A 21,746-nucleotide genomic window follows, 5' to 3' on the forward strand; every position below is an offset into this window, starting at 1 on the left:
GCCCGCCGCACACGGAGGTAAAAAGATGAACATCGGTGATGTCATTTTTCAATTGATTTCATTCGCCGCAGCCGCGGTTTTCCTGTTTGCCGTGATATATGTATTCAGAAGCTTGAACAAGCGCCGCATACAATTGGACAGAATCGAAAAGAAACTCGACGCGCTGCGCGAAGAAAAAAACGAAAAGGTATAGTTCATTCAGAATCAGAGGCAGGAGCAGCCAGCTCCACCTTTATCCGATCCGGGTCCTCCGTGTATACGGCGTAATGCGTGCTTCCGCCTGCATATGGATGGCGGTCCCTGTAAAGCACGGGGCATCCTCTGGCAAGCAGCTTTTCTGTCATCTCGTCAACCTGCTCTCTTGATGAAGCATGAAAAGCCAGATGGTTCAGCCCGACCCGGCATCTGTGGTACTCCGGTGTTAAAAAACGCTCCTTTGTCTGGACAAGCACAACATAAAATCCTGCGTTTTTCCAGCTGATGCCGGAGTCCCAATTTTGAAATTCCCTATAACCGAGCTCACCTAAAAACCATCCCCAAAACCGGGCGGAGGCTTTCAAGTCAGATACATACAATTCAATATGATGCATCATAATATTGGCTTCCTCCTTACATCACACACGCCTTACCAGCACCTCTTCAACTTTATGGCCGTCACCTTTTCTCAAAATCAAATCCGACCTGAATTTTGTCGGCAGAATATTCTCATACAGATTCGGACGGTTGACGCTCTCCCAAATGGAGGCGGCCATGGTATCCGCTTCTGCATCAGATAAATCCTTAAATTTATGAAAATAAGAGGCCGGATCCTGAAAAGCGGTTTCCCTCAAAAGACGGAAACGCTCCAAATACCACGTGAAAATCCGGCTTTCTTCGGCATCCACATAAATCGAAAAATCAAAGAAATCCGATACAAAAATCCGCGGATCTTCCCTGTCGTCCTCTAAGGTCGGCGACTGCAGGACGTTGATTCCTTCGATAATAACGATATCCGCACCTTCGACCACTTCGACGGCGCCCTCTTCCCTGTCATAAGTAAGATGGGAATATACGGGCGCCTCCACTCTCTCTTTCCCTGATTTTATATCATTCAGAAACTCAAGCAGCGCTTTCACGTCGTAACTTTCCGGGAATCCCTTTCTGGACAGAAGGTTTTTCCTTTTTAATTCCGCCGTCGGATACAAGAAACCGTCAGTTGTCACCAGGCTCACCTTCGGCCTGTCGGGCAGACGGGAAAGAAGCTTTTGCAAAATTCTTGCGGTGGTGCTTTTGCCGACGGCGACGCTGCCCGCGATTCCGATGATAAACGGGATTTTGGCTGAATGCGGATGCTTCAAAAACACGTTGACATGCTGATTACGTTTTGCGGCAGACGTGACATGAAGATGGAGCAGTCGCACAAGCGGAATATAAATCGTTTCTACTTCTTCCACCGATAGGTAGTCATTCAGCCCCTCTACGGCCTTGGCTTCTTCTTCTGAAACGGCAATGGAAAGATGACCGCCGAATCCGGCCCAAGACTCGCGGCTGTGCTGCGTGTACAATGTATGTAAGTTCAATTCTTTACTTTTCACAATTCACACCAATCTCTCTGTATGGCTTTCCGGTAAAAAAACAAACGCTTACAAAGATTGTAACGGAAAACCGCTTCACTGTCTGCCCATTTTTTTCGCAAATGAGGAACCGAGCTTGCTGTACTCTTCCATTTCCTTCTCCGGAACCATGCTCCCGCCGGTGCTCCACACAAGGTGCACGGCATTTTCCATCTCAATCCCCCGCTCTTTTATGTAACGGTTTCCCGCTTCAGTCTGAACGAACTTGACAGCTCCTGCCATGCCGGCGAGGGCAGAAGGCTCAAGGCTCTTATTCTCAGCCGTTCTTAATTGATAGAGCAGCGAAAAAAGCGTGCCGTCATCGGCGGTATAACAGCCGCTGAGTATAGGTTCCATCAGGGGGCCGGCCAGTCCGGACGGCCTTCCCACCGCAAGTCCGTCGGCGGCCGTTTGATTATCAAGACCGATATCCTGCACGCTGATTCCGTCATGCAAGCCGGAAAACAGACCCAACAGCATACACGGTGAATGCGTCGGCTCACCGAAAAAAATATGGACATGTTCGCCATAGATCAGCTTTAGCGCGAGCGCGACGCCGCCCGGTCCTCCTCCGACCCCGCACGGCAGATAGACGAAAAGCGGCTCATCTGCAGCAGGCTTAATGTTCATTTGATCCAGCTGCTTTTTTACACGGCTTCCCGCAACTGCATACCCCAAAAACAGATCCCGGGAATGCTCATCATCAATAAAATAACAATAAGGGTCCTGCTCCGCCTGAATGCGCCCTTCTTTGACAGCCAGACTGTAGTCTGCTTCGTATTCGATGACCCGAACCCCTTTTTCCCGGAGCAGCTCTTTTTTCCACTGCTTGGCGTCACTGGACATATGCACGGTCACACAAAAACCGAGCTTCGCGCCGATTATGCCGATACTCAAACCTAAATTACCCGTAGAACCGACGGCTATAGAATATTTCGAGAAAAAAGCGGTAAACCGTTCCTCAGTCAATATGCTGTAATCGTCGTCTGCTGAGAGCATTCCCGCTTTTACCGCGAGATCTTCGGCATGCTTCAGCACTTCGTAAATCCCGCCGCGCGCTTTAATGGAACCGGAAATCGGAAGTTCATGGTCGCACTTCAAAAGCAGGCGCCCGGGGAAAGCCTGAGCAGCGCTGTGTTCCAGACGCTTCTTCATTTCATTAATCAAGACAAGCGGAGATTCAATGAGGCCCCCCGCCTCTTCCGTCTCCGGGAAAGCCGCCGCGATATAAGGCGCAAACCGGCGCAGCCTTTCTTCCGCTTCGGCAATCTCCTTTTTCCATTCAGCGCCATGTTTTACTGGATCATCGGTTTTATGCGGGTTGATCCAAAATACTTCCCGCGCCTCCGCCATTTGTCTGACTAAAGGCTCTTCCATCAATGCCGTGCGTATATCCCGATCGGACATTTACTGTCTCCCCCTTGTTACTTTTTCTTTAATGCGCGGCCGGCCAGTTTTTCTGTAAACGATGGGAAAAGCTGATACAGCTTCGTCCCGAAACTCATCCATCGCGGAAGATTCATTTCCCGTTTATCCGTCAAAATCACGGACGTAATGCGCTCTGCCACATGGTCGGCATCAAGCATCCATCTGCCGACGCTTTTCACATAACCGCCCTCTTTATCTGCAATTGTAAAGAAGTCTGTTTTGATCGGGCCGGGATTAACCGTTGTCACAGCTACACCCGAACCGGCCAGCTCGAGCCGCAGCGCATTGGAATACCCTAAAACGGCGTGTTTCGTAGCGGAATAAAGGCTTGATTTCGGTGTCGCCAGTTTGCCGGCCTGTGAAGCGATATTGATAATATGGCCGCTTTTGGCGTGAAGCATCACCGGAAGACAGGCTTTCGTACAGGCAATTAATCCGAATACATTGACTTCAAACATCGCCTTCATATCATCCAAAGATGCATCAGCGGCAGTTTCAAAAATGCCGAACCCGGCGTTATTGATTAATACATCAACATGACCGATCAAACGCCTTACGTTTTCAGCCTCTTCTGCATGCCGGACGTCAAACGGAATGACATCACACTGTCCGCCCCGCGCGGTAATCGTTTTTTTCACTTCCTGCAAGCGGTCCTCCCGCCTTGCGGATAAAAAAACATGAGCCCCTTCTGCCGCACAGGAATATGCAAGCCGTTCTCCGAGTCCGCCGGATGCCCCGGTGATCCAAATCCGCTTATCCGTTAATCTGCCCATTTCCTTCACCCCTTCACAGCTTTAAACATCAGAGTATTTTCCGACTGAAAGGATTCGGCCTTCCCTTTTGCAGCCAGCACGTCAAGATGACCGATCGTTTCTGACATCGTTAAAAATAATTCATTTTCGTACACAGCCGGAAACAGCCGCCGGCATACTTGGAAAGCCGTCAGCGATTCCTCTGACAGCAGGTGCAGCACATATTCCGCCCGGTTTCGCTGTTTTTCGAGCCGCCTGTCAGCAGCAGACCTTACGTCTTTCAGCAGCTCGCCATGTCCCGGATATAAAAGGGACGGGTTGATATCATACAGCCGCTTCATTGATTTCAAATAGTCCAACATCGGAGACGTGCGCACGCTCCCCTTTTCCGGAGCTTCCAAAATCGGATTTGTGGAGCTGTTGGACAAAAGCAGATCGCCGCTGAACATTTCACCGTTTTTTTCATGGTAAAGCGCAATGTGGGAAGCGGCATGCCCCGGGATTTCGAGCACCGTCCAGCCATCCAGCCCGTCAATTTTTCCGCCTTCTCCCACTGTTTTCGTTAATGGACGGTTTGCAGAAAATAAGTATGACAGCTTAACTGTTTTATGTATGTCTTCATATGTCAGAGGAACGCCCATTTCTGTCATAAGCGACAGAAAAAAATCCTCCTGCCGGGCGATATACGACTGGTTCTGAGTAATGTACCTGTCATTCAGCGGATGCCCGATTACTTCCGTATCATCGGAAAAAAGGTGCAGCAAACCTGAATGATCTGCGTGATGATGAGTGAGCACTACCTGATCTATATCTGCTGCAGAAACACCGTGTTCTTTAAGCTGCATGAAGAGCGATTCAGCCGCTTCCTTTGTATTCGGGCCGCAATCAATGAGGGTTAAGGCTTCATCTTTTACTAAATAAACGATAACGTCGCCGACTGCAAACGGAGTCGGTACACGTATCGGAATGATCTTTCTCGCTGCCATATTTACGCTCCTTCGTTCTTTTCATTCCTGAATACTCATATTTTAGCCTTTTCTCTTCCCTGTGTCATTATTGCCGTATATCAGAAAAAAAGATTGACATCCCGCTCTGCCGCATAGCATAATGAACAACAAACTAGAAAAAACGGAACGCGATGACGAGGAACTAGTATATAAACAACGGCAGCAGAGAGCAATGTCCCCGGCTGAAAGACATTGCGGCCCTCTTGTTTACAGAACCTGCCCTCAGAGCGGTTAGGAAAACCTAAACGTATCCCTCGTTACGGGATTTGAGCTGAGCACGGCTGATTCGTGCTAATGTAAGGTGGTACCGCGAAACCTTTTCGTCCTTTTTGACGGGAAGGTTTTTTTGTGTTTTGGAAAGAAGGAGGATTTATATGAAGAAAATCGGTTTTATCGGAGCCGGATCAATGGCGGAAGCAATGGTGAACGGACTGCTGCAAAGCGGACTGACGGCCCCCGGGCATATATATATGACAAACCGGTCAAATGACAGCCGGCTTGAAGAACTCCATAAAACGTACGGAGTGAAACCGTGCCGGGATAAAGAAGAGTTTTTCAGCAAGACCGACATTATCGTTCTCGCCTTTAAACCGAAAGATGCGGCAGAAAGTATTGAAAACATTCGCGAATACGTGAAAGATCAGCTTGTGATTTCTGTCATCGCAGGGCTGACGATTCACACCATTCAGCAATATTTCGGCAGAAAGCTCACCATCATCCGCGCGATGCCGAATACATCAGCGGCCATTCAGCAATCGGCGACCGGTTTTTCCGCAAGCTCTGAGGCGAGTGAGGCAGAAATCCGGACGGCAAAAGAGCTGCTCGAAACAATCGGAGAAGCGACGCTCTTTGAAGAAAAACACCTTGATGCCGTCACAGCCATCGCCGGGAGCGGCCCCGCCTATGTGTACCGGTATGTCGAAGCGATGGAAAAAGCCGCCCTTCAAGTCGGTCTGCCGGAAGAAAAGGCAAAAGAGCTGATTTTACAAACCATGGCCGGGGCGACGGAAATGCTCAAAAAAAGCAGCAAACGACCTGAGCGCCTGCGCAAGGAAATCACAAGCCCTGGCGGCACAACTGAGGCAGGCCTTCGCGCGTTAAACGAGCGCCGCTTTGAAGAAGCCATCATTCACTGCATTACAGAAACCGCAGCCCGGAGCGCCGAAATTAAAGAACAATTCGCAGGCTCCGTGCTGCAAAAGACGGACAAATCATAAAGCATGGGGGCTTCCCATGCTTTTTTCATTCTGTTTAACTGCCGTATAAGCGGCTGATTCTCTCTTTTACTTCAGGAAGATGGAATGTGGCTTCATGCATGTTCACCTCTTCCTCAACCGCTTTTGTCAGCTCTCTTTTGATCCGTGCGGTCACATTGGTTTTCAGCGCAACCAGTGAGGCTCTCGGTTTATCCGCCAGCAGCCGGGCCAATTCGCGGCCTCTTTGAAGGACGTCTTTTTTGGGCAGCACTTCAAACGGAACTCCCCTTTTTTCCAGAGCGGCGCCGCTGAAATTCGCGGCCGTAAACAGCATTTCTTCCCCGAGGACAATCCCCAGTTTTTCAGGCACAATATACGTCGCGCCCATTCCCGGTGTAAATCCGTACTTCATATAATTACAAGAATAAAAACTCTCTCTGCTTAAAATCACGAAATCCGAGCTCAGACCGATCGTAAAGCCGGCTCCGATCGCATGCCCCTGCATGACGGAAATCACGGGAATCCTGCAATCCAATAAAAGACTGTGAAGCTTTAAATCTGTAAATTGGAGCTTTCCGCTCTGAATGCTCAAAAGCCCCTCCTGCGTTCCTCCCGTGCAGAAATAATTTCCGTAACCCGTCAGAAGGACGGTTTTATAGGACGGATGGGCATTGATGTCTTGGAATACCCGGTGCAGCTCTCTTACAAACTCTTCTGACAGCCCGTTCTTCCCGGCCGTATCCTGCATTGTGACCTGCACAATGCCCGGTTCTGTTTCCTGTACATCAATCATTGGATTCATGTTTATTCTCCGCTTCTTTAAAAATATTCAAGCCTTTCCGGCTCTGAGTGTTTCTGATATTAGGTCATCCATTCATACTTTCTGTGAAACTCTTTTATTTCAGTCAGCACCAATCGCGTTTTTCCTTGATGCGCATTCGGGATGTCTGCTGCGGGCGCGGCATTTCTTGTGCCGAATTTTACGATGCCGCTGTCTTGGAGCAGCCGATCATAATCAGCCATCGATAAACGGACGCGTTCATCCAAATGCCGGCTGATCTGAAATTGATTCTGCCGCGTCCGGCTTTGCGGCATAACGACACCGCTGTAAAATTCAGAGCAGCAGCCCGAACCGTATGAAAAACAGCCGACGCGTTTCGGCGTTTCAAAAGAGCCGTTATCAATCGTGCTGGCAAGAGATAAAAATACGGTAGCCCCCATGATGTTGCCGACGCGCTGACAGTATTGAATCCCAGGCAGCACGCGTTGCTGAAAATCTGCTTCAATGTCTTGCGGCTTAGCCTTTGCTAATTTTCTCATCATCGTCCGATGCGCTCCTTTTACCATTCCGCCAAACGGAGTGTGAAAAGAAAGGTATTGAAATGAGCTCTTATAATCCGCCCCGCTCACACGCTTTCGGTATTCCTGAAATGATTTTTCACAGCAGTCCAAATAAGACATGAGCGACAGATCAGCATCCCCCGCTTCACTATCCGGAATCGGGCGGCAGGTATCCATGACTTCATACCCGTAATACCCGCTTGCGCCTTGATCAAGCAAAAAGACATGAGGGGTGCTGCTGACTAAAAGCGCCACAGCTCCCGCCCCCGCACTCGGTTCGGCATAGGACCATTCCTCCGTCAACGCGTCACCGCCTTCAGCCACTAAAAAGCGGGAAATATCCGTTCCGATGATGAGCGCTTTCGCTCCCGGTGATGTTTGCGATAAGATGAAATTCACGCCCATTTGAAACCCGGCCGTTAAAGAATAGCAAGCCTGTTTCACCTCAAATAACCGGCAATTCCGCTTCAGCTGCAAATAATCATGGACGTATGTACTGATGGATTTGCCAAAATCAATCCCAGATTCCGTACAGGTGATCACCATTTCAATCTGATTCCGTTCCTCTTCTGACAGAGAGTCGATAATCGGTTTTGCGGCATTTACGGCGAACGTAATCGGATCTTCAAACGGAAGCGCCACCACTTTTTCTTTCATCAGCAGGTTCTCAAACCTTTTTTTATCCAGATTCCGATGTTCCGCAAGCTCCATGACGTCTACATACGCGGTTCCGCCAAACACGTTCATTGCTTCGATTCCTACATTCATTTCTCCAAGCCCCCAGAGTAAAGAGGCTTCCCGTGAAGCCTCTTTTATTTTTTCGTTCAAAACTCGACAAGCAGCCTGTCAACGCCGTGAAATACAGGGCTCGGAACCAGATTCGGTTCTTGATCCTCAGTAAAACGCCATGCGGGCATCTGTTCAAAAAAGTGGGAAAGCGCGATTTTCGCTTCAAGCCGGGCAAGCGGCGCTCCTAAACAATAATGGCTGCCCTGACCGAATGACAAATGCTGATTCGGCTTTCGTCCCAAATCAATTTGATTGGCATTTTCAAACTTCTTTTCATCTCTGTTCGCCGATCCAATCCACGCATACACTTTTTCTCCGGCCGGAATCGTTTTTCCGCCAATCTCGCTCTCAACCGCGGTGTAGCGGGTTACCCGCTGAATGGAAGGTCTGAGGCGGATGACTTCCTCAATAAAGTCAGGGAGAAGCGCCTTATTTTCAAGCAGCCGGGGCAGAATATGCGGAAACTCCTTGAGACTGAGAAATGAATTTCCGATCACATTTTCCGTCGTTACGTGCCCCGCGACGATCAACAAGCCGCAAAAACCGATTAATTGCTTGTCTGACAGCGGCTCTCCGTCTAAATCAGCTGAAATTAAATGGCTGATTAAATCATTTTCCGGCTGTTTTCTCCGCTGTAAAATAAACTGCATGAAGTATCCGATCATCTGCTTTTGCACTTCATTCATTTTCTTTTCATCTTTTACATTCTGGCTTTGGTCGACCCAGCTTTTAAAGATATCCCTGTCTTTCGGAGGAAATCCTAAAAGCTCTGCGATCACGATAATCGGAAGCGGAAATGCGTAATCTTCAATAATGTCCATCCTGCCTTTTGAACGGACGGCCTGAAGCAGGTCATCAGCGATAGCGGCTATACGCGGTGTAAGAGTCTCAACCGATTTCGGCATGAACGGCTGATTGACCAATTTTCTGAAGACGGTGTGTTCAGGCGGGTCCATTTTCAAAAGGCTGTCTTTGTTAATATGCCGGATCATTTTTTCCTGCTTGTCCGCACTTAAGTATTTATGATCGGAAGAAAAATGACTGTAGTCAGAAATCACCCGCTTCACTTCATCATAGGTGAAGATTTCCCAGCAATCTTCCTTTTCATTGTAATGAACGGGAGAGGTTTCTCTCATCGTTTGGTACCACTTGTACGGCTGCTGCTGTCTGATTTTTGTTAAACTGGTCATTTTCATTCCTCCAAGATGTGATCAAGATTTGAAAAGGCCCGCCAAAGTTTACAAGTAAACCCGGCGGGCAGATATGTGAATTTACAGTCTTGTTTTGGCGGGCTGCTTCAGCATCTCACCATGCACGTTCATGATCTTTTCCTGCAGCTGCAGGAAGCTGTGTTCTGTCATTCCGTCTGCCGAATATAAAACGCCGCAAAATTCAGAAATCGTTTCGGCTGCGCTCTCTTCAGCCAATAACGTCATATGGTTGGATACTGCCACATCCATGATGGCGATATTTGCCATATGCTCTTCCCACTGGCTCCAGTAGTTGACGAAATCAGCTGATAAAATATCGGCCCTGATCGTAAAATACGGATCAAGCTCGCCCAAGAAAATACCGTTTTTATTTCGGAAATAATAGCATGTCACCCCGTTCGGATCCGGAAGCGGCAGGAGTTCGTAATCAGTGATTTCGTAAGCGTCCTGAACGTTTATATTCTGCCTGATCAGATTTTTCACCAACGCGTCCGTCTTCGTTAACCCCCGCTGTTTGGCTTTTGCTATTAATTGCTCTAAAAATATCTCTTCATGAAGATCGGCATCTAGTTCATCACGGTGAATCAAGGTTTCAGAAATGCGTTCCGGATGTTGATAAATTGGTGCAAATAAAGCCATGTTCACCGTCTGCAGCATCATATTTTTATCAAATAATTCATCAGGAATGTTTATTTCCCGCGCACCCGCTGAGTCAAAGGAGTCGAGCATGACGATTGACTCAACAGTTTCTCCAGCCAGCTGCAATTGCCGGGTGACTTCATAAGCGAGCATGCCCCCTAATGAATAGCCGCCTACATCGTAAGGACCCCGGGGCTGTACGGTACGTATGAGCTTAACGTAATATTCCGCCATGTGTTTAATGCCGCGGATCGGTTCCCGGTCTGTCATCCATCCTCTTGCCTGAATTCCGTAAAAAGGACGCCCGGTCCGTTCGGCAACAGGCTGGTACAGCTCCACTGCCCCCAGCGCGGAATGAAACCAGAAAATCGGTCTTCCCTCTCCTCCCGGGTTAAGACAGATCAGCTCGGGCGGCTCTTGATCATCTGTCTCTTCTGATATATCGTTTTGTTTCGTATGTTCCCCATGTACTTCCTCAGTGTCTTTTTGGCCAGAACCGGTCAGATACCCGGCTAATTTCGCGATTGTCGGATATTCATAGACAAGATTTGCCGTAATAGACGCTTGATAGGTTTTATTAATGGACTGAACCCATTCCACACCGATAATAGAATCCAGCCCCAGATCAATGAATGCCTCATGCTCATCAATATCTTCCGGCTTCAGAAACAGGATGTCCGCAAGGCTTTCTTTGAGCTCTTTGCGCAAAGTGCCGTCAGAGATGCCGGCAAGGAGGGTTTCTGCTTCCGGGATTTGCCGACGTACCGCTGTTTCCTCCGCTTCAGCATACTCGGGTTTCTTTATTTGCCCTGCTATATATTCCGCAAGCTCCTCAAGCGTCGGGTGTTCATACACCTTATTGGCAGTAATCTCAGTGTGGTACGTTTTATTTACTGTTTGTATCCATTCAACCCCGATAATGGAGTCAAGCCCCATATCGATGAAAGGCTCATCAGCATCAATATCTTCCGGTGACAAAAATAAAATATCTGCCAGGCTTATCCTCAATTCTTCAAGCAATGTTCTATTGTCTTCGGAAACGGCTTTTTCTGGCTGCTGGACAGAACCAGTACAATCCAAAGGCTGTAACACGATCGGTTTTTGCAATGTCTCCGGTTCAAACGCTGTCATTTCGATCTCAGTTAAAGGACTCAGAGAAATCAGCCCTTCATGTTCAGGCTGTGGCGAAGACGGGAGAACGGTTTGCGTTTCAGACCTTTTCATGGCTTGACCTGATAAAGAACTGTTTACATCAGCCGCCCAATACCTTTCTTTTAAAAACGGGTAGGCAGGCAGCGGCGTTTTATAATATTGCCCTCCGTCAAAAAGCCGTGTAAAAGGAAGATCATATCCTCTGCAAAAAAGATCAGCGATATGTGCCAGGCTTTCTCTGTACTGTGCGGGCGAAGCCGCCGAGCGGCACTGTTCAATGCACTCCATTCCGAATGTTTTCATTCCGGCTTCTTCTGCCGGCTTCTGCTCCTTCAAATTGGACACAAACACACCCGGAAGCTCTCTTTTTACTAGCCACTCCGATAATACCCGCTTCAGTTCGTCCGCACTGCTTACGATACAGGCAAACCGGTGATGCAGATGCTTTCTGCCGAGGAGGAGCGTATAACTTATATTTCCCAGATCGCTATCTTTGTTCTTGCTGAGTATATCCAACAGGCGTTCTGCCTGAATTTCCAGCTGACGCTCCGTCCGCGCAGATAAAGGAATGAGGCAGGCCGGTTTTGCCGGTGACCGACGCACGGTTTGCGGCGCCTCTTCAATAACAAGATGGGCATTTGTTCCGCTGAATCCGAATGAACTGATGGCGGCTCTGCGCGGTGCATCCGGATTCCGTTCCCACGGTATCAGCTTTTCATTAACAAAAAACGGACTGTCCGCAATTTGAATATGTTGATTGGCTTGAAGAAAATGCAGGGAAGCCGGAATCTGCCGATGCTTCAGCGACAGCAGGATTTTAAACAGTCCGGCCATCCCCGCGGCCGCAGCGGCATGTCCGAGATTGGTTTTCACAGAGCCGATGGCGCAATATCCTTTTTTATCCGTATAGCGGCGGAAAGCGCGCGTTAAGGCGCCGAATTCGATCGGGTCGCCCAGTGCAGTGCCCGTTCCGTGAGCTTCCACCATTTGAATGGTTTCCGGATCAATGTGAAAAGTATCATAGACATGCCGTTCCAATCGTTCTTGAGAAAGCGCGCTTGGAGCGGTTATTCCGTTTGTAGTGCCGTCCTGATTCATTGCAGAGCCTTTTATGACGCCGTACACATGATCTCCGTCACTAACGGCGTCGCTAAGACGTTTCAGCACCACGGCTCCCACGCCTTCACCCGGCACGAAGCCGTCCGCGCTTTGATCAAACGTATGGCAGCGCCCGGTCGGTGACAGCATATTCGCCTTATTTGACGACTGATAAAAAGCGGGAGTGGATTGAATGAAAACCCCGCCCGCCACCGCCATTTCCGTTTCTTTCGTCCAGAGCCCCTGACATGCCAAATGAATGGCTGTCAGCGAACTGGAACATGCTGTATCAACAGTGATCGCCGGACCTTGTAAATTAAGGTGATAGGCGATCCTTGCCGGAGTGACGGAATTATGATTGCCCCAAAAAGCCTGCGCGGGCCCCTGCTGTTTAAAAATGGCCTGGTAATCTCCGCCGCAGGAGCCGGCATACACGCCGCATTCCCGGCCTCTTACCGAGTCTCCCGCATATCCCGCATCTTCAAGCGCTTTCCATGTTTCTTCCAAAAACAGCCTCTGCTGAGGGTCCATATAGGTCGCTTCACGTCCCGATATATTAAAGAAAACGGGGTCAAAACATTCAATGTCCTCTATAAAACTGCCATACTGGCATTGGCTGTCAGAGAGATCCCATCTGTCTGCTTTTTTAATCAGATCCCGTCCGGCGGCTAAGTTTTCCCAAAACTCATGGACATTCTCCGATTCAGCAAACCGCCCGCTCATCCCGATAATCGCGATCGGTTCTTTTTCAGGTAACACAGCTGCTGATTTGACTGTATCGGCCGGACCCTTTTGTTCGGGGCGGTACGTCCTTTGATACGGCTCAGAAACGCTGATGACGATTTTCCCGATATTTCCGCGGTCATCCAGACAGTGATACGCTTCTTTTATGTCTTCAAAGGAAAAGATTTTTGAGATGACAGGCTGAATGACTCCCTCTTCCGCCAGCCGCTGCAGTTCCAATTGATAGTCCTTGACCTGTTCCGGATTTTGAAGGGACAGCTTCCGCAAATCCACGCTGTGAAACGATTGATTGTTATGAAGGACGGACAAGTCGACTGACTTAGCGGATTTCAGCGCAGTCATGGCAATTTCGATATATCTTCCGCCCGGCGCCAGGCAATTCATTCCTTTTTGCATGGCATCACCGGCCAGGGTATTAATGACTACATCCACCCCGCGGCCGCCGGTCATTCGCATGATTTCCGTTTCAAAGTCTTCTTCTAAATAGCAAATGGTATTGCGGATCCCGAGCGAATGCAAATACTCAATTTTTTTCTGTGATCCGGCCGTGGCATATATTTCCGCGCCGATATGCCGGGCCATTTGCACCGCGATCAGCCCCGTTCCTCCCGTCGCGGTCTGAATTAATATTTTTTCGCCTTTTTTAAGTCTGGCTTTCCGGAAGGCGTCTATCATTGTCACCGCCACGGTGGGAAGAGCGCATGCTTCTTCAAAGGTCAGCCGGGCCGGTTTATGATAGACTTGATGTTCTTTACATGTGATGAGATTCGCCTGTGATCCAAATTCCTCTCCCATGCCGACAATCACTTCATCACCTGGAATGACGGATGTTACATGCCTCCCTGTCTTGATCACGACGCCGCTTGCTTCAAATCCGGGAGTGAATGGATAAGGCGGCATCGTCGGGTACAGCCCTCTGACACAAAGTAAGTCTCCGAAGTTTAAAGAAAAGGCGCGGACGGCTATTTGAACTTCGTCATCTTTTGTCTCGGGCACTTCACTGCGGGCAATCGTCAGATCTTCAATGCCGCCCGGACGGTCAATCACAACCCGGAACATTCCCGAGTCATCGGACTTTGCGAAAGAAGGCGGCATATGTTCTTGTTTCGGTTTCTGATAACCGTTTTCCTTTCTTTCCGGCTGCAAAGGTTTTTCAGCAGGCCGTTCTTCCTGAAGCGCCGGACGGATTTTCGCTCTTTCGGTCTCCAAAGATGAGGCTATGGTGGTTTCATATTCTGCCGAGATATAACCGGTCAGCAGTTTCACATGATAGTAATCAAATAAAATCGTTGTCTGCAGTGTAAGATTCAATCGCTTATTCATCTCGTTAATCACATTGACGGCTAAAATGGAATCAATGCCGTATTCAGAGAAATTCAGTTCTTCCTGAATATCCTCTTCTTTCATTTTTAATACATCGGCAATACTTGTTTTGATGACAGAGCGGACATGGGAAGCGACCGATTCCCCATCAGCCTTAACAGCTTGATGCTCCTCTGGCGCGCGGCTGCGTGAAACAGGCTGTGCGGGCTTTCGGAAAACTTCGGCCGGGGCGGCGTATGGCTTTCTGCCGTCTCTGATCCCTTGCATCCGGATGAGTCCGTCACTCTCAGCTGCGATAATCTGCTGACCTAAATCATGAGCTGTTTCAGCAGGGAAACAAACCGCTCTGTATCCTTCCGAATGCAGCACACGCTCCCACGATTTTGGATATAAGCCGGGACTTCCCGGAATCCGAAGCTCATCATCCTCATAGGACCACCAGCCGTCAAGCAGCCCGAAGGTTAAATGGGTAAAAACAGAACGATCGCTGATTTCGTTTATCAGAATCATCCCGTTGTATTTCAGGAGCGCTTTCAGACGGCGCAGTGTCAAACCAATATTTTTTGTGGCGTGAAGCACATTGGCGGCGATGACAATATCGTAAACACCCGTTTTGATATTTTGTGATTCGCAAGGCTCCTCCGCATTAAACAAGGCTGTTGTCAAATACGGCACATCAGGTCCGTATTCCTGTTCGGCATGCATTAAAAAAGCTTTAGAAACGTCCGTATAACAATATTCCGCGATCTGTTTTGCAAATGGTTGCAGTTTTGCAAACAGCATGGCGCTCGTTCCGCCCGTCCCGGCCCCTACTTCTATCAGCCTGATGCCGGCATCGGGATGTTCTGTAAGATAGGCTTTCAGGTAAGCGGCCGCGGAATCTGCTAACACTTCATTAAAATAATCCGCAACGGGATTATGCTTATAAACACCTTCAACGAGCCGCATTGATGAATCAGGAAATACGATATCCGTAGCCGGACGTTCCCCTTTTAAAATTGAAGGCATCGCTTTTATCGTCGCCTCGGCCAATTCAGCTTGCGCAAGCTCCCCATTTGGAAGCAGGCGTTTATGGGCATTCCACTCATTCCAGACTGTGCGGCCGTCCGGGCGCTGATCCGTGAGAAGAGTGACCGTGTATCCGTCATACGCGATATATCCGTTTTCTTTTAATAGATTCAGGCTTTCTTCCAGCCATTTGCCGTATGTGCCGATCACGCCGGCGTTCCGCATGGATGCTGCAGCTGTGGTGACAGGCTCGCTGAAAAAACCGAGTGATTGTAATTGGTAAAATAGCAGTTTGCAAAGAAGGCTGTTCATATGCGCAACTCCATTTCTCGTTTTAAAGTCTCAAGCCGTTCATTCCGATCCGGATTTTGCCGCTTGACGCTTTCCATAAAAGAAGGCTCCGGGCCGGATACAACCGATATTGCATCTTGATCCGTCAATGCGGCTAAGCCGTGCGGAGCAGCTTTGATGAATGCCGCTTGGCTGAACGGTTCTGATAGTAAGACTTCCAGCGCCTCCATTGCTTCATCGGGTTCAATAGAACCGATCCCTGACGCCTCCATCCGTTTTCTGTAAGACGGGTCTGATACAACGCCCAGACTTCCCCAATATCCCCAATTCATGACTTTCACTTCACAATCAAGCAAGGAAGTGATGTGGCGGGCAAAGGCGTCTTGAAATGTACATCCTGCCGCATAGTTGCTTTGCCCGGCATTTTTTGTGAAAGAATTAACGGATGAGAAAAACAGCACAAAATCAAGCGGTTCTCCCTTAAAAGCTTCGATCATTCGGACGCTCGTATTCACCTTAGCTGAAAAAGCGTTTCTGAAAGAAGCTTCATCCATATTCGCCATACTTTTGTCGGCAAGCGTTATCGCGGAATGGATGACTCCCGTTATATTGCCGTATTGCTCTCTTACGGAACGGACGGCCGCTTTAAGCGCTGCGGCATCTTGAGCATCAGCCTGTATATAATGCGGGGCGGGGCCTGATAGCGCCAGCCTGTCTATTTTGCTCTGAATCTCCTGATCCTTCGGCCGCCTGCCGATCCATATAATCCGTGCCTTGTAACGGGTGATCATGTATTTGCTCCATGCTTCTCCGATGCCGCCCGCTCCGCCAATGACAGCATAAACGCCGCCTTCTCTGTACGACATACGCGGAGCGGAACTTGTCAGCACCCGGACTGTTTTTTGCTTGTGCCAAGCTCCGTTACGGTACGCGGCAGCATTTCCGTCCGGATCTGGAGGAAGGCTCCAGATGTTTTTCATCTCAGACGAATCACTGCCTTCTTCTGCATCAATCAGCCTGATGTCCCAGTTCGGATATTCTTTTGCCAATGAACCGATCAAACCGTGTACGCCTGCATGCTCAGGCTGCGGCAGATCACCCAGATACACGGACTGTGTCTGCCGGGTGACCGCCGTAAAGCTGATGTCTCGGTTTCCATACCCGAGTGACAGCAGCGCTTTGATGAAACGGAAACATTGAATCACCCCATTCTCCTGCTCATCAAGCATTTCCTGACTGACGGATGCGGGTGCGAAACGATCCGGCGCAATCCATAAGAAATGGCGGATATCCCGATACCCGGCTGTCAATTCACGTAATGTTTGCTCGCTTGAATGATCCGGCGTCTCTTCCAGATGGGCGCGGGGCCACATTTTTGCCGCAGCCTTTATGGTATTTCCCGGCTTCCCGATGATCAGCAATTGTTCCTGATCAACCGCTCGATTTTCTTCCAGAGAAAAGAAAGTTTTGTCCCAAACAGGGGCAAGCATCGCCGTCTGAACTTCCTGCCGTTTGCTTTCGGTTTGGTTTGTCTGCCGGACAGCCCGGCAGGAGAAACCTGTCAATCTCATACAAACAGCGCCGTTTTCATCACATAAATCAATGTCCAGCGTCAGCGCTCCGTTATCTGACCGATCGCTCTGTTTGCGGACAAGCGCCCACATCGTTTTCTGAGTCGGCTGAAATATTTCTGCCTGCCGCAGGGAAAACGGCAGCATCGGAGTGTCTCCGGCAGTATCTGAACCGGCACCCAGTGACGCCTGAAACGCGGCATCTAGAAGGCTCGGATGGATGACAAACTGATCGGCGGTACTGTCTGCCGTTTCTGGCAGCGACAGCCGGGCTGCAGCACCCCTCTCTCCGATCATCAGCTGGTCAATTCCTTGATGGCTCGGCCCGTATATCATACCCGCATGCCGGAAAGCCTGATAAACCTCATCAGACGTCATAACCGATTGGCTGCAGCCGGACAGCCAGCCCTCTAAGTGAACTGACGGAACCGCTGCTATCTCTCCTGATACCGCGGTGCCTTTACTGTATAAAATCCGTTCTCCCCCAGGTTTTTCCGATAGGCTGTAAATCGTAAATTCAATGTCTTCATTTTCCTTAAGAATAAGGCTGATATGGACTTCTACATCCGTCCCCTTGTGAACGACAGGCCTCATCCATATGAGATCTTTCAAATACATTCCTTTACGTCCGTCCGGCACAGCGTATGCGGCACGCTCAACGGCCGCCCTGGCCATTTCGATCACGGCGGCTCCCGGGAGCACCTTCTGCCCATTGACTGTGTGATCAGTGAAAAAGAATTCCCGTCCGGTAAAAACAGAGGTGAATTTCAGCTCCCAAAGATCGGATGTGTTTTCATGAAGCAGCGGATGGATCACCGTTTTGCCGTCATCCCTTTTTGGAACCGCCTCGGCTTCATCTTGAATCCAGCATCTGATCTTTGCAAACGGATAAGCGGGAAGACTGATTCTCCGGGGTTTTTGTCCCGAATATAACAAGTTCCAGTCCACCTCGACTCCCTGCACCCACATTTTCAGCAAATGATCGTACTTTCTCTTTTTCAGCCATTTGACCATGGCTTCCTGCAAATCTTCATCAGATTCAAACACAGCCACTGTCTCATGATTTCGCTTCGCCCGCCCCCTGTAAAGATGCGGTGCGTTTTCATTTTCCAAGTACGATCTGAGCTTGTCCTCCAGCTCCTTAAGGGAGTCCGCAATGAGAGCCAGCCGCTCATCCATCGCTTCCCGCCCCGCTTGTAAAGTATATGCGACATCAAATAAGTCCGGCTTATCCGTATGCTTCTTTTGAAGAAAAGCAAGAAGGCGCTCCGCATATTCTGTCAGACGCTCCCCATTTTTTGCAGACAGCAGAATGACAGCCGGCCCTTGGCTGCTGATTGCTTGTTTTACAGGAGCCTCATATTCTTCAATAATGATATGCGCGTTAGAACCGCCCGCACCAAAGCTGCTGATCCCCGCTCTGAGCGGCTGTTCTTCTCCGTCTGCTGAAATCCGTTTCCAATCTGTTAATTCACGGCAGACGGAAAACGGCCCTTCATCAAATTGGATATTCGGATTTAAAATATCTGCATGCAAAGATGGGACGATTTGTTTGTGCTTCATCTGCAGCAGCACTTTTGTGACAGCAGCGATGCCTGCAGCCGATTCCCCATGTCCGATATTTGATTTGACAGACCCGATGAGACATGTTTCAGGAACATCACCGAATGCATCGGTTAAAGCCCGGATTTCAATCGGATCGCCTAATTTCGTCCCTGTTCCGTGCGCTTCCACATAGCTGATCTGGCTCGGGGATACCCCCGCTTCCTGTAAAGCTTGAGAAATGACTTCGCTTTGCGCCTTGGGGTTCGGTACGGTGTAACCGCTCGCTCTCCCGCCATGATTAATGGCAGCTCCTTTAATGACGCCGTAAATCCGATCTCCGTCTTGTACGGCGTCTTCTAAACGTTTAAGAAGCAGCACCCCGACCCCTTCTGCCGGAATATAGCCGTCACCCCCGGCGCCGAAACTCCCGCAGTGTCCTTTAGATGAGATGAACTGCCCTTGGCTCAGCATGAAGTACTTGTTAGGATGAACGGTGAGATTCACTCCGCCGGCAAGCGCCGCGCGAATCCGATGATCCCGCAGATCCCGGCACGCCATGTACAATGAAGTCAGCGAACCCGAACACATCGTATCGACCGAAATGCTCGGCCCTTGGAAATCACAAAAATAGGAGACACGATTTGCAATGGATGAAATCCCGCCTGGGAGCCCGATATGCCGTCCTTTCACTCCCGCTTCAGCCGCGAATAGCGGGTATTCCTGATACATGACACTGGCATACACACCTACCTGACGGCCCAGTTCAGGTGATGTCCTCGTATATCCCGCATCCTCCATGGCCATCCACGCATGCATTAAAAACAGCCGTTCCTGAGGATCAAGGTGTTCCGCTTCACGTGGGGAAATCTTAAAGAACTCAGGATCAAAATCGGCGATCCCGTCAATGAATCCGCCCCATTTGCTGTAGATCGCTCCCGGCGCTGTCCGATCCTCGGAAAAGTAATGTTCCCATTTCCAGCGGTCTTTCGGAATCTCGGTAATACAATCCTTTCCTTGTTTGAGATTATCCCAAAACGCGTCGATATCATCTGCCTGCGGATACTTGCCGGAAATTCCGACAATGGCAATATCCAGCGGGTTTCCTTTCGTTTTCTGACGGCTTTGATTCCCGGACGGGGCAAAAGACGCATTTTCAAGCCGATTTGGCTGAAGCACTTCTTTCACAGACGCATTTTTCAATTCCGCCAGCTGTTCCCCGGTATGATTGAGGACTGCGGCATCAAATGAGAGAAACCCGTCTTTTTTATGTTTGATTGTATTCACCACATAGACGGTATCAGACATGACAGGTCCGTAAAGCGTCAGCCTCTCAATCATGAGCGGGACGTGAATCCGCTTTTTCAGCTGCAACTCTTCTTCACCGAGCGACATATAACAAGAATTCAATATAAGCGGGTCAAATGCAAAGTGATGGAGATCGCCTTTTTCTTTTTTTCCTGATAAGTCCAGCTGCAATAAAAAGGAGCTCTCACTCATTTTGTATCCCGCCGTTACCATTTTCAGCATCGGGCCTATCGTGAAGTCGGCAACCGAATCGTACAGACGGGAAATGACATCCGGCGCCACCTTTTGTGCATGCGACTTCATTTGTTCAACGTCATATGATTTTTTTATGGGTGCCTCTGTATATCTGCTTATTTCTCCTTCGGCACATGTCTTCCGGCTTTCTTTACCGGAGACAGTGCAGCTTGCGGTAAAGCGTTCGGCACTCTTTTCTGCCGTAAATGAAATGTCAATCTGCGCGGCCTCTCCCGGCTCCAGCGTGACGGGCCCGCCCGTAAAACGGATATCTTTCAGCTCGGCGGAATACGTGCCGGAATGAGACGCTCCGGATGCTTCAAGCACCAGACACGGATACACTACACCCATCAGTGCCGGTTTGCCGAAAACCAGATGATCCTGAAGGAATGCTTCATGTTCATAGAAAGTAAATGTCTGACTGCCCGATTGTGTTTCAGAGACCGGTGCTGCATCCGCGACAAGGCCGGAAGATTCATCTGTTCCTTTTGTTTTTATGTCTTCAAGCAGTTCGGATATGCTGCTGCACTCAAATAAAAGAGTCGGATTCAGCCGCAGATCAAACGCTACTTCGATGTCTTTAATAATGGCCAGAAGCTGGGACGATTCAAGCCCTAATTCAAAAAACACGGTGTGCGCATCATTTCTTGTGACAGGACGGCCTGCGTGTGTCGAGAAAATGCGGTATAAGGTTTCCTCCATCTGCTGAACGCCTGGTATCAGCTGCCGGTCTGTCCGCACCTTTTTGGCTGTCAGGCCGAGCAGTGAAGCAATATGCGCACCGCTGGGGTTGTAAAAATCAATATCCATTTTCACCATTTCTGAAGGTGTGCCGGATTTTTTCGAAATCACCGCGTAACAGCGCTCCGTAACGGTCTCAGCGGCAATAAACGACTCATAATAAATCGGTAAAAACAAACCGGCGCCTGCAGCTGTCTGCAATACGCCGGAGGCCATGGCGGCACCGTCCATCAGCGCGGGGTGAAAGAGAGCGCCGGGGAGATTTTCCCGGCATGAATCAGACTGCCGAATATCAAGGAAACATTCCTCTTCATTTGCATAGATCTCTCCCTCCGGCTTCATCAGCCCGTCATGCGACAGTCCGCGGCTCCTCGCGGCTTCGTAAACTGTATGCAAAGAGACTGACGGAAGTGCGGCTTGTTGTTTTTTCTCCCCTGCGTCAAGGCGTCTATCTGATGAGAAGACTCCTTCATGCACCTCTGCTGATAAGAAAACCGTCCCGGAATCCGCCCCGCAAATCGAGGCTGTCCAGAACTCCTTTTCTTTACTGAATATGACACTCACATCAAGCTGCTCTGACCGTTTCACTGATAAAGGATGATAAATGGTCACCCGTTTCAGACAGATGGAACGGAATGAAAGATCAAGGCATTGCTTTGCCAGCTGATACAGCATATCAATATAGGCCAGACCGGGCATGACAGATTCTCCGTGAACAAGATGGTTTTTCATAATGGGATGTTCTGCCGTCAGGCGCAGATTCACTGTTTTTTTCATGG

General features: G+C 49.4%; 12 protein-coding genes. 2 read left to right on the forward strand and 10 right to left on the reverse strand.

What is annotated here, in order from left to right:
- The first annotated feature begins 25 nt into the window (after positions 1-25).
- The gene (locus tag ICW23_RS06585) at positions 26-193 is read left to right on the forward strand and encodes a DUF4083 family protein (protein ID WP_095241772.1); all 168 of its coding nucleotides are present in this window, start codon (positions 26-28) and stop codon (positions 191-193) included.
- 1 nt (position 194) lies between these two features.
- On the opposite strand, the gene ICW23_RS06590 is transcribed toward ICW23_RS06585, so the two are convergent.
- From ICW23_RS06590 to ICW23_RS06610, 5 genes are all read right to left on the reverse strand, one after another.
- Positions 195-590: a VOC family protein gene (locus tag ICW23_RS06590; protein WP_029575378.1), complete on the reverse strand. Its 396-nt coding sequence runs from the start codon at positions 588-590 to the stop codon at positions 195-197.
- Positions 591-614: 24 nt separating this feature from the next.
- Complete coding sequence (coaA, locus tag ICW23_RS06595) at positions 615-1,574, reverse strand: type I pantothenate kinase (protein WP_049628730.1); 960 nt, start codon at positions 1,572-1,574, stop codon at positions 615-617.
- A gap of 75 nt (positions 1,575-1,649) precedes the next feature.
- Positions 1,650-2,999, reverse strand: coding sequence for a D-serine ammonia-lyase (dsdA, locus tag ICW23_RS06600; RefSeq protein ID WP_188154185.1), 1,350 nt, complete (start codon positions 2,997-2,999; stop codon positions 1,650-1,652).
- A gap of 17 nt (positions 3,000-3,016) precedes the next feature.
- On the reverse strand, positions 3,017-3,793 hold the full coding sequence (locus tag ICW23_RS06605; RefSeq protein WP_188154186.1) for an SDR family NAD(P)-dependent oxidoreductase: 777 nt from the start codon (positions 3,791-3,793) through the stop codon (positions 3,017-3,019).
- A gap of 5 nt (positions 3,794-3,798) precedes the next feature.
- The gene (locus tag ICW23_RS06610) at positions 3,799-4,758 is read right to left on the reverse strand and encodes an MBL fold metallo-hydrolase (protein WP_188154187.1); all 960 of its coding nucleotides are present in this window, start codon (positions 4,756-4,758) and stop codon (positions 3,799-3,801) included.
- A 395-nt stretch (positions 4,759-5,153) separates the two neighbouring features.
- On the opposite strand from ICW23_RS06610, the gene proC reads away from it, so the two are divergent.
- The gene (proC, locus tag ICW23_RS06615) at positions 5,154-5,996 is read left to right on the forward strand and encodes a pyrroline-5-carboxylate reductase (RefSeq protein WP_188154188.1); all 843 of its coding nucleotides are present in this window, start codon (positions 5,154-5,156) and stop codon (positions 5,994-5,996) included.
- Between the two features lie 34 nt (positions 5,997-6,030).
- Here the strand turns inward: proC and ICW23_RS06620 are convergent, their stop codons facing one another.
- The 5 genes from ICW23_RS06620 to ICW23_RS06640 form a co-directional block, all read right to left on the reverse strand.
- Entirely contained in the window at positions 6,031-6,777 is a 747-nt protein-coding gene (locus tag ICW23_RS06620; protein WP_188154189.1) for a polyketide synthase, read from the reverse strand.
- A 59-nt stretch (positions 6,778-6,836) separates the two neighbouring features.
- A complete protein-coding gene (locus tag ICW23_RS06625; RefSeq protein WP_188154190.1) occupies positions 6,837-8,084 on the reverse strand; it encodes a hydroxymethylglutaryl-CoA synthase family protein in 1,248 nt (415 codons plus the stop codon).
- Positions 8,085-8,140: 56 nt separating this feature from the next.
- Positions 8,141-9,295: a cytochrome P450 gene (locus ICW23_RS06630; protein WP_016939194.1), complete on the reverse strand. Its 1,155-nt coding sequence runs from the start codon at positions 9,293-9,295 to the stop codon at positions 8,141-8,143.
- Positions 9,296-9,376: 81 nt separating this feature from the next.
- Positions 9,377-15,592 (reverse strand): beta-ketoacyl synthase N-terminal-like domain-containing protein, encoded by a 6,216-nt coding sequence (locus ICW23_RS06635; RefSeq protein ID WP_188154191.1) that lies wholly within the window; start codon positions 15,590-15,592, stop codon positions 9,377-9,379.
- The gene (locus ICW23_RS06640) at positions 15,589-21,744 is read right to left on the reverse strand and encodes a type I polyketide synthase (RefSeq protein ID WP_188154192.1); all 6,156 of its coding nucleotides are present in this window, start codon (positions 21,742-21,744) and stop codon (positions 15,589-15,591) included. Before ICW23_RS06640 ends, ICW23_RS06635 begins: the two co-directional genes overlap by 4 nt.
- Positions 21,745-21,746 lie beyond the last annotated feature (2 nt).

It is taken from the genome of Bacillus sp. 1021 (assembly GCF_014534735.1).
GTDB lineage: Bacteria > Bacillota > Bacilli > Bacillales > Bacillaceae > Bacillus > Bacillus siamensis.

Bases quoted from the DNA above. Each gene is read 5' to 3' on its own strand.
- ICW23_RS06585 (WP_095241772.1), top strand. From the start codon at position 26: ATGAACATCGGTGATGTCATTTTTCAATTGATTTCATTCGCCGCAGCC.
- ICW23_RS06590 (WP_029575378.1), bottom strand. From the start codon at position 590: ATGCATCATATTGAATTGTATGTATCTGACTTGAAAGCCTCCGCCCGG.
- dsdA (WP_188154185.1), bottom strand. From the start codon at position 2,999: ATGTCCGATCGGGATATACGCACGGCATTGATGGAAGAGCCTTTAGTC.
- ICW23_RS06605 (WP_188154186.1), bottom strand. From the start codon at position 3,793: ATGGGCAGATTAACGGATAAGCGGATTTGGATCACCGGGGCATCCGGC.
- ICW23_RS06610 (WP_188154187.1), bottom strand. From the start codon at position 4,758: ATGGCAGCGAGAAAGATCATTCCGATACGTGTACCGACTCCGTTTGCA.
- proC (WP_188154188.1), top strand. From the start codon at position 5,154: ATGAAGAAAATCGGTTTTATCGGAGCCGGATCAATGGCGGAAGCAATG.
- ICW23_RS06620 (WP_188154189.1), bottom strand. From the start codon at position 6,777: ATGAATCCAATGATTGATGTACAGGAAACAGAACCGGGCATTGTGCAG.
- ICW23_RS06625 (WP_188154190.1), bottom strand. From the start codon at position 8,084: ATGAATGTAGGAATCGAAGCAATGAACGTGTTTGGCGGAACCGCGTAT.
- ICW23_RS06630 (WP_016939194.1), bottom strand. From the start codon at position 9,295: ATGACCAGTTTAACAAAAATCAGACAGCAGCAGCCGTACAAGTGGTAC.
- ICW23_RS06635 (WP_188154191.1), bottom strand. From the start codon at position 15,592: ATGAACAGCCTTCTTTGCAAACTGCTATTTTACCAATTACAATCACTC.
- ICW23_RS06640 (WP_188154192.1), bottom strand. From the start codon at position 21,744: ATGAAAAAAACAGTGAATCTGCGCCTGACGGCAGAACATCCCATTATG.